The sequence below is a fragment of the Spirabiliibacterium falconis genome, assembly GCF_014885015.1.
Lineage (GTDB): Bacteria > Pseudomonadota > Gammaproteobacteria > Enterobacterales > Pasteurellaceae > Spirabiliibacterium > Spirabiliibacterium falconis.
In genome coordinates this window covers 1-13,884 of sequence record NZ_JABMIJ010000028.1, presented here as the reverse complement: position 1 = coordinate 13,884, position 13,884 = coordinate 1, and the positions used below count along the sequence as shown (strand labels likewise).

Sequence of the window (13,884 nt, the reverse complement as noted above, 5' to 3'; positions counted from 1 at the left end):
TTTTTGAAGATCATTGACAGGCATAAAAATGGCAATGGAATTATTATTTGATTTTGACAAGTTAGGCGATAAAAGTGAAAAAGCCACAAAAACCACAATCGCCACTCTTAAAAAGAATGGTATTATTATTAATGACGTTGATTCTACCAGTGCAAAACGTAGTAGCGGCATCACTTACAAAGAATTAGGGCTTACAGCTACTGATTCACAGCGTGTAGTTTTGATGATTAAAAAAACAGGTGATATTTTCAAAGTTAAGGTTAATGGCAAAGAGTTGCCAATCAAAAACCAAGACGATCCTAAAAAAGCATTAGAAGAAATCGCTAAAAAGCTGGATAATGGACGCTTAGCGTTTCAGAAGAAGTTGGCGAAAGCTAAAGTAAAATTACCGCCGAAGATGAAATCCACAGTTGGTGGAAAAGAGAAACTGTTAGCTGAAAAAGAAAAATCGCTTGATGAAGCTATTGCAGAGGCTAAAAAAGAGCTTGAGAAATTAAGAGATTAAAGTTATTCGCAATATTTACGCAAAGATGTCATTATCATATTGTTATTTATAAAAATATATTGCTCGCCCAGAGCACCAACTTCAAATAAAATACACTCCAATATGTTCAACAAGCCCTAGAGCCACAACGCTTTAGGGCTTTTGGTTAAAGTGCGGTTAGAGCATAGTAGCAAGAGATTCCCATTCTTTATCTTCTAATACATATTCGGTTTCGTCGCCATATGGGAAGAAGTTGCGATTGCCAGAAAAAAATGTTGCATCGTAGTATTCTTTAAATTCTAACGCAGCGGTTAAGGTTAATAGTCGTCCGTCAATACCTTCTGCACCTGCACACGTATAAGCATCAATCATTTCTTGTGGTTGATTATTGGGTGTGGTATCAGGCAATAGCTGAAAACTTTTTAGGGCTTCCAGTACTGGACCAAAATAAACGCCATATTTTAAGTAGGCTGTTGGTTCGCTATTGAGATACGCTAACACTTGCACGGGCAGTTCGCGATCGTAGTCTTTATCTTTGTATTTTTGTTCAAATGCCTCTTTAGCTCCAGTGTATTTTTTAACCAATTCGTCAACATTATATTGGTAGTTTTTAAATTCCATATTTTCTCCTTAATTTCTAATTGTGATGAAATTGTTACAAAAATGATGGATTCTTATCTTGCCAAAAATTGGGGCAAAAAGCCAATTTTGGCTAGGGGATTGCTTAAAAATCCCCCAATTTACTTGTTAACTCATTGATTTAACAATGTTTAGCTATTTCGTGAGTTCTGCAAAAACGCTATCGGCTGCGTGTAGGGTAGCCTCAATATCTGCTGTAGTATGGGCAAGCGACATAAATCCCGCTTCAAATGCAGATGGTGCAAGATAGATCCCTTTGGCAAGCATCTTGTGGAAAAAATGAGCAAAACGTTCACTATCACATGCCATCACGTCTTGATAATTTTCGACCGCACTTTTGTCAGTAAAAAACAGACCAAACATTGCCCCGACATGATTAGTAACGAGCCCAATACCATGTTTTTTCGCTAATTTTTCTAAGCCTTCGCAAAGTGCGGTGGTAAGTGCGGTTAATTTTTCGTGATTACCTTCTTGTGCCAATTCATTCAGACAACTTAGCCCTGCCGCCATCGCAATAGGGTTTCCAGATAGCGTTCCTGCTTGATAAACAGGTCCTGTTGGTGCAAGGTGTTGCATAATATCTTTTTTTCCGCCAAATGCACCCACAGGCATGCCGCCGCCAATAATTTTACCTAGACAGGTGAGATCTGGCGTGATGCCGTAATATTGTTGTGCGCCGCCAAGAGCTACACGGAAACCCGTCATCACTTCATCAATAATTAGCAAGGCACCGTATTGATCACATAGTTGGCGTAAGCCTTGTAAAAAGTGCGGTTTTGGCAGTACGCAATTCATATTTCCAGCCACAGGCTCGACGATGATACAAGCAATATCCTGTGGGTATTGTTTGAATGCGTTTTCTACGGAAGTGAGGTCGTTATAGTGGCAAACGAGTGTGTGTTTGGTGAAATCTGCGGGAACACCTGGCGAATTGGGCTGGCCGAGTGTTAAGGCACCTGAGCCTGCTTTAACCAGCAATGCATCAGCATGCCCGTGATAACAGCCTTCAAATTTGATGATTTTATCACGCCCTGTATAGCCGCGTGCGAGGCGAATCGCTGACATTGTCGCTTCTGTTCCTGAGCTCACCATACGCACCATTTCAATTGATGGCATCAGTTCTCGTACACGTTGTGCCAGCTTGATCTCAAGTGCGGTTGGTGCGCCAAAACTCAAGCCGTGTTTGGCTGTGTCGATAACAGCATTGCGAATAGAAGGGTGGTTATGCCCCAAAATCATGGGTCCCCATGAGCCGACATAATCGATGTAACGTTGACCATCACAGTCGTAAATATAGGCTCCTTCTGCTTTTTCGATAAACAGTGGCGTGCCACCAACCCCTTTAAAGGCACGAACGGGAGAATTCACTCCGCCAGGAATGAGCCGTTGTGCTTGTTCAAATAAATGTTGTGAATGTGTCATTAAGCCGTCCTTTACATTGTGGGAATTTTGCGTGCTATTGTAATAGAAAGTTACTTTTTTTCACAGTGAGAATAAAAAAGTTTATCTACAATAGATTATGATGTGGTATTCTGTCAGGATTAGTTTAAATAAGTGCAAAGCGCATTATAAAATAAAAAAGTAAAGGCAAAAATATGTGGCTTTCATTGCTGTTGCCATTCGTGGTTTCATTTGTTGCGTTAATTGTGGTTCGTCCGTTAGCGCGCAGAATTGGATTGGTTGATAAGCCGAACTATCGGAAACGTCATCAAGGTGCTGTGCCATTAATTGGTGGTATTGCCCTATTTTTAGGGAATTTGTGTTTTTATCTGTTGCAATGGCATGAGATGAATTTCCCACAACTCTATGTGTTCTGTGTGTCAGTGCTGTTGTTTATTGGGGTATTAGACGACAGATTTGACATTAGCCCCTTTATTCGGGCGGCAATTCAAGTAGGATTAGCTTGTTTGATGATTTATTATGCTAATTTATCTCTCAGCTCTCTTGGACAAATTATTGGTCCGTTTAAATTACAATTGGGGATATTCTCTTCTGTTGTGACGGTCATGATTATTATGGGCGTGATCAATGCGTTTAATATGATTGACGGTATTGATGGGTTGCTCAGTGGACTTTCTAGTGTGACGTTTGGAGCGATTGCCATTTTAATGTTACTCGATAATCAAATTAATCTTGCATTGTGGTGCATTGTATTGATTATGGTTATGTTGCCTTATGCACTGTTTAATCTCAATGTATTCGGGGTAAAAAACAAAGTCTTTATGGGGGATTCAGGTAGTACCTTAATTGGTTTTACGATTATTTGGATTTTATTACTAAGCACTCAAGGCAGTGGACATCCGATTAACCCAGTGACCGCACTTTGGGTTATTGCCATCCCATTGATTGATATGGTTGCGGTGATTGTACGCCGTCTGCGGCAAGGGAAAAGTCCTTTTCGTCCCGACAGGCTTCACATTCATCATTTAATGATGCGTGCAGGTTTAAGCTCACGGCAAGCATTGTTTGTCATCACGTTTATGGCGGCATTATTTGCAGGTTTCGGGATTTTAGGCGAAGTTTACTATATTGATGAGTGGATAATGTTTCCACTGTTTATCATTCTCTTTTTTGTCTATTACTATTCTATTACACGTGCTTGGCGTGTATCACGTTTGATAAAACGTATGCGCCGACGTGCCTCGCGTGCGAAAAATCGTGTCAAACTTACAAAAGGATAATCTATGTCACAAAAAGCACTATCTGCACCAGAAAAGCAGGAGCAATACAGTGTAGAACAACTGGATCTACTCGCCTTTGGTGCCATTTTATGGCGAAAAAGTGGGTGGATAGCACTCATTGTACTACTTGCCAGTGGCATCACATTTGCACTATGCCAGTTCGTAATGAAACCACAATGGCGTGCTGAAGCATATATTGAAGCTCCACGAGAGCCTGACTTGGGGAATTATTACGCACTGTCAGAAATGTATGATCTGATTGCCAGTCGTACGGCTAATCGCGATTCTACGCCAACGCATAACCCCGTTGAAATACAAAGTGCGGTTGACAGCTTAGATGCGCGTGTATTTCAGGCTTTTCTTCAAAATTTGCGATCTTACGATATATTGCGTGTGTTTTGGGAAAATAGCCATTACTACAAGCAGTTACAGACAGGTGAAGCAGCTCACGATCAAGCCTTGCTTGAAGGGCTGATTGCTAATGTCGTTTATCAAGCGGGTAATGCGGCAAAAGGACTTAATGATCGGGTTTATTTAACATTGAATAATCCAAAACAAGCTACAGAATTGCTTCAAGCATTGCTAGATTTTGTCAATGAACGAACGCACCAACAGGAATATGCGACATTGATAGCAAAGTGGAAAAATTTATTTGAGCAAGTGAAGCTCGCGGCTGAACACAAATTGGGGCAAACCCAACAAGGTGATATTGTGCCAGTGAGTGTGTGGGAAAGTAAACTGGCAATGATGCGTTCTGTTAGCCCTTTGGATAACCAATTCCGCGCATTTCATTATCTCAAAACCCCAGTGCAGCCACTTGCCCCTCACTCCCCCAATACCGCACTTTGGGTGTTATTAAGTGCTTTTGCTGCATTGATTATAGGGTGTGCGATTGTGATTATGCTTGCCTTAAGAGATTTAACACAAAAAACGAATGCGTAATATGAAAAAATACAATGTTTTAACGGTTTTCGGTACACGTCCAGAGGCAATTAAAATGGCTATTTTGGCGCAAAAATTAGCACAAGAAAGCCACATTAATGCCAAAGTATGTGTAACGGGGCAACATCGAGAAATGCTCGATCAAGTCTTAGAGCTTTTTGAATTAAAACCTGATTTTGATCTCAATATTATGAAATCGGGGCAGGATTTGACGGATATTAGCGTACGCATTTTGCAGTCGCTACGCGACGTGTTACAAGAGTTTAAACCGCACTTAGTGTTAGTACACGGTGACACCACAACCACATTCGCTACCGCACTGGCGTGTTATTATCAACGTATTCCTGTTGGGCATGTGGAAGCAGGGCTGCGCACCAGTGATATTTACTCGCCGTGGCCTGAGGAGGGGAATCGCTGTATAACAGGAGCGATTGCACGTTTTCATTTTGCGCCGACAGAAACAGCACAACAAAATTTACTCGCTGAGAACAAACATGTCGCCGATGTGATTGTGACAGGCAATACGGTGATTGACGCATTGTTGTGGGTCAAACAAAAATTAGAGCAGTCGAGTGAGCTTAATACTCAACTTGCTAACGCCTATCCTTTTTTGGATCATGCTAAAAAATTAATTCTCATCACAGGACATCGCCGTGAGAATTTTGGCGAGGGGTTTGAGCGCATTTGCAAAAGTATTAAAACCATTGCGGAGCGGCATCATGATGTACAAATTCTCTATCCAATGCACCTGAATCCTAATGTACGAGAGCCTGTCAATCGTTGGCTGAAAGGCATCGAAAATGTACACTTGATTGAGCCACAGGACTATCTGCCTTTCGTGTATTTAATGAATCGTGCGTATCTCATTTTAACGGACTCTGGTGGCATTCAAGAAGAAGCTCCATCATTGGGTAAGCCTGTTTTGGTGATGCGTGATACGACAGAGCGACCTGAGGCTGTAGCCGCTGGAACGGTTAAATTGGTTGGCACTGATGAGGTGCGTATTGTAGGTGAAGTGGAAAAATTATTAACGGATAAGGCGTATTACCAATCAATGGCGCGCGCAAATAATCCATATGGTGATGGCAAAGCGTGTGAACGCATTGTCAGCGCAATTAAACAATGGTTAAACGAAGATTAGATTATGACGACATTTAATACAATTTCAGTAATTGGGTTAGGCTATATTGGCTTGCCAACTGCAACAGCGTTTGCATCTTGTGGAAAAAAAGTATTAGGGGTTGATGTGAATCAACATGCAGTTGACACGATCAATCAAGGCAAAATTCACATTGTTGAGCCTGATTTAGATGTAGCCGTGAAAAGTGCGGTTGAACAAGGGTTATTGACAGCCAGCTTAGTGCCACACGCGGCGGACGCCTTTCTTATTGCAGTGCCTACGCCTTTTAAAGCAGAACATGAGCCTGATTTAAGTTATGTGGAGGCTGCCGCTAAAGCGATTGCGCCTGTATTACAAAAAGGTAATTTGGTGGTGCTTGAATCCACCTCACCGGTGGGCGCAACAGAGGCCGTAGAGCAGTGGTTGCGTCAAGAACGCCCAGATTTAACGTTCCCATCACAGGCGGGTGAGAAGGCAGATATTAAGCTTGCCTACTGTCCTGAACGCGTGTTACCAGGCAAAATTATGCAAGAGTTGTTTTCGAACGACCGCGTCATCGGAGGGCTTTCGTCTGCCTGTGCAAAAGCCGCAGCAGAGCTTTATCGTTTGTTCGTAAAGGGAGACTGCATCGAAACCAACGCACGGACGGCGGAGATGTGTAAATTAACGGAGAACAGTTTCCGCGATGTCAATATCGCTTTTGCCAATGAATTATCATTGGTGTGCGATCATTTAGGTATTAGTGTGTGGGAGTTAATTCGTTTGGCTAACCGCCATCCACGCGTCAATATTTTACAGCCTGGTGCTGGTGTGGGCGGGCATTGTATTGCTGTTGATCCTTGGTTTATTGTTGCTCAAGCACCAGAGCAGGCCCGCTTAATTCGTACCGCGCGTGAAGTGAATGATTATAAGCCACATTGGGTGATTGAACAGGTGAAAAAAGCGTTAGCAGACGTAGTAAGCCAGCGTGATTGTAAAGCATCTGATGTTCGTATTGCTTGCTTAGGTTTAGCATTCAAACCTGATATTGATGATTTGCGTGAAAGTCCAGCAGTTGAAATCACGCACGATCTGGCTAATTGGCATAAAGGGCAAGTGGTCGCTGTGGAGCCAAATATTGAGCAGTTACCAAAGATATTACAGCAACAAAATATCGAACTTGTTAGCCTTGATGATGCCCGACGTGATGCAGATATTTTAGTGTTATTGGTTGACCACAGTCAATTCAAAGCCGTTCAAGGTTGCGATATTACACAGCAGTGGGTCATTGACACGCGAGGCATTTGGCGCGAATAATGGCATTGTGTTACCAACTTATACGCCATGATTGGGAAAGCGATTTTTTCCAAAGAGAAATTGCACGCCTTGAATTTACGCAAAGTGCGGTTAGCCAACCGCACTTTGATGATTTTGATTTAATTCAATGCAAACTGGCTTTGAGTGAACAAGAAAAAATAACCTGTTTAATGGATCTTGGATTTGAGCAAGTGGAAGGCGAAGTGGATTATTGTTGGCAACTTGAGCGTATTCAACCAACCGCACTTTGCTTTGCAACAGCTCACGATATTGCCGTATTGCAACAGTTGGTGAGCCATGCGTTTGCCGATAGCCGTTTTCGTCAGCCGTGGTTTACCGCCCTACAAAATGCACAGTTTTATCAATGCTGGATTGAGAAAGCGGTGCGTGGCGCATTTGATGATGTATGCCTGGTGGAAAAAGATCAAAATACGATTAAGGGCGCAATTAGTGTTCGGCAAATTGATGCACAACAGGCGCGAGTTGGGCTATTGGCAGTCAATCCTAACTATCGTGGGCAAGGCGTGGCACAGGCGTTATTAGCACAGGCGAGTAGTTGGTGTGCGGCTAAGCATATCAGAACATTATGGATTGCCACGCAGCAAAGCAATGGTGCAGCGAATCGTTTATATCAAAAAATTGGTGCGGTTATTGCTGGGGAAGCAGCATGGTTTTATAAACAGATTACTAAGGATAAGAATAATGATCGTATTTAATAAACCACCTGTGGTTGGCACTGAAATAGGGTGTTTAAATGACGCATTAATCACGGGAAAACTCAGTGGCGATGGACCATTTACGAAAAAATGTGAAGCATGGCTTGAGCGGCATTTTAATACGCCAAAAGCACTATTGACACCCTCGTGTACAGCATCATTAGAAATGGCTGCATTATTGATCGACACACAACCGGGTGATGAGATCATTATGCCAAGCTATACTTTTGTCTCCACGGCTAATGCCTTTGTGTTGCGTGGTGCGAGAATTGTTTTTGTTGATGTGCGTAGTGATACCATGAATATTGATGAACGCAAAATTGAAGCCGCGATTACGGATAAAACAAAAGCGATCGTGCCTGTACATTATGCGGGCGTTGGCTGTGATATGGCAGCCATTATGGCATTAGCGGCAAAATATAATCTGTGGGTAATTGAAGATGCCGCACAAGGTGTGATGTCAACTTATCAAGGTAAAGCACTTGGCACAATCGGACACATCGGTTGTTATAGTTTCCATGAAACCAAAAACTACACGGCTGGCGGGGAAGGTGGTGCAACGTTAATTAATGATAAAAAATTGATTGAGCGTGCAGAGATTATCCGTGAAAAAGGCACAAATCGTAGCCAATTTTTTCGTGGGCAGGTGGATAAATATACGTGGCGTGATATGGGCTCAAGTTACTTACTGTCTGATTTACAAGCAGCTTATCTTTATGCTCAACTTGAGGCAGCACAAGGGATTAATCAGCGTCGTTTAGCGATTTGGACACGTTATTATGATGCGTTTAGCCGTTTTCAAGGGCGTATCGAACTGCCGTATATTCCATCAGATTGCACCCATAATGCGCATATGTTTTACCTCAAAATGCGTGATCTTGATGACCGCACTTTGCTTATTGAGCAGCTTAAAAGCAATGATATTATGGCGGTATTCCATTATGTACCATTGCATTCGAGCCCCGCGGGCAACGCATTTGGCATTTTCTCAGGTCGTGATGAGGTAACGACAAACGACAGTGAGCGATTGGTCCGCTTGCCACTTTTCTACAATATGACGGATGCAGAGGTGGATAAGGTGATTACGGCTGTGACCCATTTTTTACATGATAATCCTTAAATGATGAAATCCCTTGGCGGCGCAACGATTTGGACGGGGGCTTCCACGCTGATCAAAATCGGTGTGGGGTTGCTCGTGGTGAAACTCCTCGCAATTTACTATGGTCCAAAAGGTGTAGGGCTAGCAGCGAACTATATGACGCTATTAACGGTGCTTGGCGTATTTGCGGGGGCGGGCATATTCAATGGCGTTACCAAATATGTTTCGCAATTTGAGCATGATGCCGAGACGAGCCAATCTATTCTAGGGAGCGCATCATTTATTATTTTGCTGTTTTCAGGTTGCTTAGGTGCGGCGATGCTTCTTTTTGCCAAACCGATAGCACTCTTTTTATTTACGAAACCAGGCTATCATCACATTATCCAGATGGTGGCATTTTGTCAGCTTGGCATTGCGTTAAGTAACTATTTTTTAGCGATTTTACGTGGCTATCGTGACGCAAAATACAACGCGATTAGTACGATTATTGGCGCAGTGCTTGGCATGGTGGCGTTTTCAGTAGGGCTTTATTTGTTCGACTACCAAGGTGCGCTAGTTGGCTTAGCACTGGTGCCAGGGCTGGCATTTATTCCCGCATTTTTTGCACTCAAACGTTATCATGCCCAACACGAACCGCACTTTAATCTCGCTTTTCTCAAACCGCACTTTAATGGTGCACAAAGTAAAAAATTGCTGACGTTTTCCTTTATGGTATTTGTCACTGCTGTTACCATTCCTGTGGCGTATATTTTAATGCGTAATTGGCTAAATGAAGGTTATGGCTTAGAGGCCGTTGGGTTATGGCAGGGCGTGAGTAAAATTTCTGATGCCTATTTACAATTTGTAACGGCGGCATTTTCAGTCTATTTGCTGCCAACATTTGCGAAATTGCATGAACGTGGGCAGATAAAGCAAGAAGTTGGCAGAGCTTTAAAATTTGTTTTTCCTGTGACACTGGCGATCAGTCTAGCAATCTATTTTTTGCGTGATGTCATCATTCGTATTTTGTTTTCTCAACAATTTTCTGCTATGAATGAGCTTTTTTTATGGCAGCTTTGTGGCGATATTTTTAAAGTATCAAGTTATATTTTTGGCTATTTAATTGTGGCAAAAGCTGCATTGAAACTCTATATCTTGGCAGAAATAACGCAATTTGCATTGTTACTGGGCAGTGCGTTTGTATTAATTCCACTAAATGGTGCTCAGGGGGCAACGCAATCATATATGCTGACGTATGTCGTTTATTTCATATTATGTGTCATAGGGTTTGGGCTTTATCAACGCAAGGAGCAAGCGTAATGAAAATTTACCATATTCTTGGCTCTCAGATTGACCACCATAACAAAACAGTGTTGGATTTTCTCAGCGGTGAATTGAGCCGTAAAGTTGCACCGCACTTATGCCATGCTGTTTTAATAGTGGGAAATGTGGGCGACTATCCAAACCTTGATATTACGCATTTTGCCAATAAAAAAGCGATTGCGTGCGATTTGCGTCGGCGAGCCAAACAGGAACAGGGCGCATTTTTTCTGTTGCATGGGCAGTTTAATCCGTATATTTGGCTTGATATTGTACTAAACCGTTTGCCAGTTGAACGATTGGGATGGCATATTTGGGGGGGCGATCTTTATGAAGCCTCTAATGCGCTACAATTTCGTCTTTTTTATCCATTGCGTCGTATTGCTCAGCGTAAACTGTGTCATGTTTATGGGACAGTGGGGGATTTAGCGGTATTTCGACGCCAGAATACGCATGCACATTGTCAAGTGCTCTATTTTCCAACCAAAATGAGCTGCGAACTGCCGAGAAATACGCATTCGACGAATGATGGCACATTGACCATTCTGCTTGGTAATTCAGGCGATCCGACCAATCGCCATTGCGAGGCGTTAGATAAAATCAAAAGTGCGGTTGGCGGCGAGGTAAATATTTTCATTCCGATGGGCTATCCTGAACATAATCAAGCCTATATTGAGCAAGTCCGCCAACATGCGCACTCACTTTTTGATGAAAATAGGGTACATATTTTAACGGAAAAATTAGCATTTTCAGCCTATTTATCATTGTTGCAACGCTGTGAGCTGGGCTATTTTAATTTCGAGCGTCAGCAAGGGATAGGGACAATTTGCTTGCTCATTGACATGAATATTCCTCTGGTGTTACATCCACACAATCCATTTTGTCAGGATATGCAAGCCCAAAACGTTCCTTTTTTAATGCCCGAACAACTTGGTCATCAAGAAATTGAACAGGCAAAAGTGCGGTTGCAACAGCTAGATAAACGCAATATTGCCTTTTTTCCACCGAATTATATGCGAGGCTGGCAGATGCTATTAAATGGCATCGCCACAAAGGAGAGCGTGTAGTTATGCTATCACCATTTCAACTTTTGGCATTGTTGGCGGTATATTGCCTCAGTATCGGTCTCATTGGCTTTTTGACATTCCGTCATTATTGTAAAGTGCGGTTCAATTTTTATTTGTTATTTAGTGTAATTTATTTGATCACATTTTATTTCGGGCTGCCATTTACACTCGCATTGGCATATCATTTTGATTTTAAACTGCTTGATTTTGATATGTTATTTGCAACTCAATTTGCTGCATTGGCATTTTATCTCTTATTTTATGTTGCATACAGTGTACGTTTGAAGCCGAATAAAACCCAAACCGCACTTTGGATAGCCAAATCTCCTTGTGTGCGTGATAACAGTGCTAGCATTGCGCGCATAACGGGCATTATCTTGTTACTTATTGGGCTAGGTACAGCGGCCCTCTTCTTTGCCCAAAATGGTTTTTTGCTCTTTAAATTGAGCAAATATAGTCAAATATTTTCGCAACAAGTTAGTGGTGTCGCACTTAAACGATTTTTCTATTTTTGTCTACCAGCATTATTGGTGTTCTATTTTTTAATGCCCAATAAAAAGCACTGGGTTCTCTTTTTAGTATTTGGTGTCAGTTTTGGGATATTAACTTACATCTTAGTCGGCGGCACTCGTGCAAATATGGCATTGGCAGTGGCATTATTTTTCTTTATTGGCATTAGTCAACGCTACCTTTCCATCCGTAGTTTATTTCTCGCTGGTGTAATCGCCATTGGTGCCATGTTTGCGTTGGCATTGGCACGTTATGGCTTGAATGTGCGTGGTAGCGAAGCGATTTACACCTTTTTGTATCTTACACGAGATACATTCTCTCCATGGGAAAATTTAGCGATGATTTTTTCTCATCATCAGCAGATTGAGTGGCAAGGGCTTGCCCCGATTGCACGGGATTTTTATGTGTTTATCCCGAAAACGTGGTGGGAGTCACGTCCAGATTTAATCGTTAATAGTGCTAATTATTTTACGTGGGAAATTCTCAATTATCATGCAGGGCTGGCGATTTCTCCAACCTTGCTCGGCTCGCTTTATATTATGGGGGGCGTGCCATTTTTATGTATTGGGGCGATCGTTTGTGGTTGGTTAATCAAGGGAATTGATGCGCTTTATCAACTCGGCAAAAATAGCGTTAATCGTAGCCGCCGTGCGATTTTACAGGCCTACTGTTTTGGTAATTGTTTTAATCTTATTGTGTTGGTGCGTGAAGGGCTTGATGCCTTTGTATCGCGTTTTCTATTTTATACGCTGGTGTTTTTTATTGCGGTTGTTATCGCATCTTTGATAACCGCACTTTTGCGTAAATTGCGCTGCACACGCAATAAATTAATGTTAGTAAGAGGATAATTATGGATAAAGTTACAATCCGGCAGATTGACTTAATGGCAGTGAATAATCAGCAGGATTTTGTTGATTTTCTCATCAATGAGCAGCAAATCCAGCAAGGCAAGTTGATAGCAATTAATGCCGAAAAAGTCATTACCGCTGAACGAGATCCTGATGTGATGCAATTACTACAACAGGCTGAATTTAAGTACGCAGATGGTGTGAGCATTGTCAAATCCATTCATAAAAAGTACCCTCAATACCGTACATTAGAGCGTGTGGCGGGCTGCGATTTGTGGCAAGCATTAATGCAACGTGCAGGGCAACTTCACGTTCCTGTGTTTTTAGTAGGCGGAAAGCCAGATGTCTTAGCCGAAACTCAACAAAAATTAACCGCACTTTGGCAGGTGAATATTGTTGGGAGCCAAGATGGTTATTTTACCGATCAAGCACAAAGTGCGGTTATTGAACGAATCAAAGCCAGCGGTGCGAAATTTATTACGGTCGCGATGGGCTCACCAAAGCAAGAACGTTTTATGGCAGCATGTCAAGCAGCGTATCCGAACGCACTCTACATGGGTGTTGGAGGAACTTATGACGTCTTTACAGGAAAAGTGAAACGCGCCCCATTATTATGGCAAAAAGCAAATCTAGAATGGTTATACCGCCTACTTAGCCAGCCAACACGTTGGCGTCGACAAGTCAATTTACTGAAATACGCGTATTATTACTTTGCGAATAAGTTGTAATCGAATTTTGTATTATAAACACACAAAAGTAGCGATAAAAGCCTTTTTTTGCATAATTTATCAGCAAGTGAAAAAAAAATAGAAAAAAGCACTAGACAAGCGAGCAAGAAAGCCGTAATATGCGCTCCGCAACGACGCAATAGTGCGCTCGTAGCTCAGTTGGATAGAGCGTTGGCCTCCGGAGCCAAAGGTCTCAGGTTCGAATCCTGTCGAGCGCGCCAGCGTTCGCACGATTTAGCTAATGCTTTATCAAAACACAATGGTGGCTATAGCTCAGTTGGTAGAGCCCTGGATTGTGATTCCAGTTGTCGTGGGTTCAAGTCCCATTAGCCACCCCATTCGGCGAGTAGCGCAGCTTGGTAGCGCAACTGGTTTGGGACCAGTGGGTCGTAGGTTCAAATCCTATCTCGCCGACCATTTCCTTTTTTGGAAAAGTTGTTCTTTAACAATATATC

The 13,884-nt window shown here is 42.3% G+C and carries 13 protein-coding genes and 3 tRNA genes; 14 read left to right on the top strand and 2 right to left on the bottom strand.

Annotated elements, in window-relative coordinates; genetic code table 11:
- Positions 1-28: 28 nt before the first annotated feature.
- A complete protein-coding gene (locus tag HPC40_RS09350) occupies positions 29-505 on the top strand; it encodes a defense against restriction DarA-related protein (RefSeq protein ID WP_208119231.1) in 477 nt (158 codons plus the stop codon).
- 156 nt (positions 506-661) lie between these two features.
- Here HPC40_RS09350 and HPC40_RS09345 read toward each other — a convergent pair whose 3' ends face one another.
- Both HPC40_RS09345 and hemL read right to left on the bottom strand, forming a co-directional pair.
- Positions 662-1,105 carry a hypothetical protein gene (locus HPC40_RS09345; protein WP_208119230.1) on the bottom strand — a complete coding sequence of 148 codons (444 nt, stop codon included), beginning with the start codon at positions 1,103-1,105 and terminating at the stop codon, positions 662-664.
- A gap of 153 nt (positions 1,106-1,258) precedes the next feature.
- Entirely contained in the window at positions 1,259-2,545 is a 1,287-nt protein-coding gene (hemL, locus tag HPC40_RS09340; protein ID WP_208119229.1) for a glutamate-1-semialdehyde 2,1-aminomutase, read from the bottom strand.
- 173 nt (positions 2,546-2,718) lie between these two features.
- Between hemL and wecA the strand changes: the two genes are divergently transcribed.
- From wecA to HPC40_RS09275, 13 genes are all read left to right on the top strand, one after another.
- Positions 2,719-3,804 (top strand): UDP-N-acetylglucosamine--undecaprenyl-phosphate N-acetylglucosaminephosphotransferase, encoded by a 1,086-nt coding sequence (gene wecA, locus HPC40_RS09335; protein WP_208119228.1) that lies wholly within the window; start codon positions 2,719-2,721, stop codon positions 3,802-3,804.
- Positions 3,805-3,807: 3 nt separating this feature from the next.
- Positions 3,808-4,746, top strand: coding sequence for a Wzz/FepE/Etk N-terminal domain-containing protein (locus HPC40_RS09330; RefSeq protein ID WP_208119227.1), 939 nt, complete (start codon positions 3,808-3,810; stop codon positions 4,744-4,746).
- A gap of 1 nt (position 4,747) precedes the next feature.
- A complete protein-coding gene (gene wecB / locus HPC40_RS09325; protein ID WP_208119226.1) occupies positions 4,748-5,887 on the top strand; it encodes a non-hydrolyzing UDP-N-acetylglucosamine 2-epimerase in 1,140 nt (379 codons plus the stop codon).
- A 3-nt stretch (positions 5,888-5,890) separates the two neighbouring features.
- The gene (gene wecC / locus HPC40_RS09320) at positions 5,891-7,162 is read left to right on the top strand and encodes a UDP-N-acetyl-D-mannosamine dehydrogenase (RefSeq protein ID WP_208119225.1); all 1,272 of its coding nucleotides are present in this window, start codon (positions 5,891-5,893) and stop codon (positions 7,160-7,162) included.
- Positions 7,162-7,878 carry a dTDP-4-amino-4,6-dideoxy-D-galactose acyltransferase gene (rffC, locus tag HPC40_RS09315; protein ID WP_208119224.1) on the top strand — a complete coding sequence of 239 codons (717 nt, stop codon included), beginning with the start codon at positions 7,162-7,164 and terminating at the stop codon, positions 7,876-7,878. The genes wecC and rffC overlap by 1 nt, the downstream gene beginning before the upstream one ends.
- The gene (rffA, locus tag HPC40_RS09310; protein WP_208119233.1) at positions 7,862-8,998 is read left to right on the top strand and encodes a dTDP-4-amino-4,6-dideoxygalactose transaminase; all 1,137 of its coding nucleotides are present in this window, start codon (positions 7,862-7,864) and stop codon (positions 8,996-8,998) included. The genes rffC and rffA overlap by 17 nt, the downstream gene beginning before the upstream one ends.
- On the top strand, positions 8,999-10,276 hold the full coding sequence (gene wzxE / locus HPC40_RS09305) for a lipid III flippase WzxE (RefSeq protein WP_235972381.1): 1,278 nt from the start codon (positions 8,999-9,001) through the stop codon (positions 10,274-10,276).
- Positions 10,276-11,343 carry a TDP-N-acetylfucosamine:lipid II N-acetylfucosaminyltransferase gene (locus HPC40_RS09300; protein WP_235972380.1) on the top strand — a complete coding sequence of 356 codons (1,068 nt, stop codon included), beginning with the start codon at positions 10,276-10,278 and terminating at the stop codon, positions 11,341-11,343. The genes wzxE and HPC40_RS09300 overlap by 1 nt, the downstream gene beginning before the upstream one ends.
- 2 nt (positions 11,344-11,345) lie before the next feature.
- Positions 11,346-12,701 carry an ECA oligosaccharide polymerase gene (gene wzyE / locus HPC40_RS09295; protein WP_208119222.1) on the top strand — a complete coding sequence of 452 codons (1,356 nt, stop codon included), beginning with the start codon at positions 11,346-11,348 and terminating at the stop codon, positions 12,699-12,701.
- Positions 12,701-13,429 carry a lipopolysaccharide N-acetylmannosaminouronosyltransferase gene (wecG, locus tag HPC40_RS09290; RefSeq protein ID WP_408021829.1) on the top strand — a complete coding sequence of 243 codons (729 nt, stop codon included), beginning with the start codon at positions 12,701-12,703 and terminating at the stop codon, positions 13,427-13,429. Before wzyE ends, wecG begins: the two co-directional genes overlap by 1 nt.
- A 144-nt stretch (positions 13,430-13,573) precedes the next feature.
- Positions 13,574-13,650, top strand: a tRNA-Arg gene (locus HPC40_RS09285).
- Between the two features lie 41 nt (positions 13,651-13,691).
- Positions 13,692-13,767 (top strand) — tRNA-His (locus HPC40_RS09280).
- A gap of 2 nt (positions 13,768-13,769) precedes the next feature.
- Positions 13,770-13,846, top strand: a tRNA-Pro gene (locus HPC40_RS09275).
- Positions 13,847-13,884 lie beyond the last annotated feature (38 nt).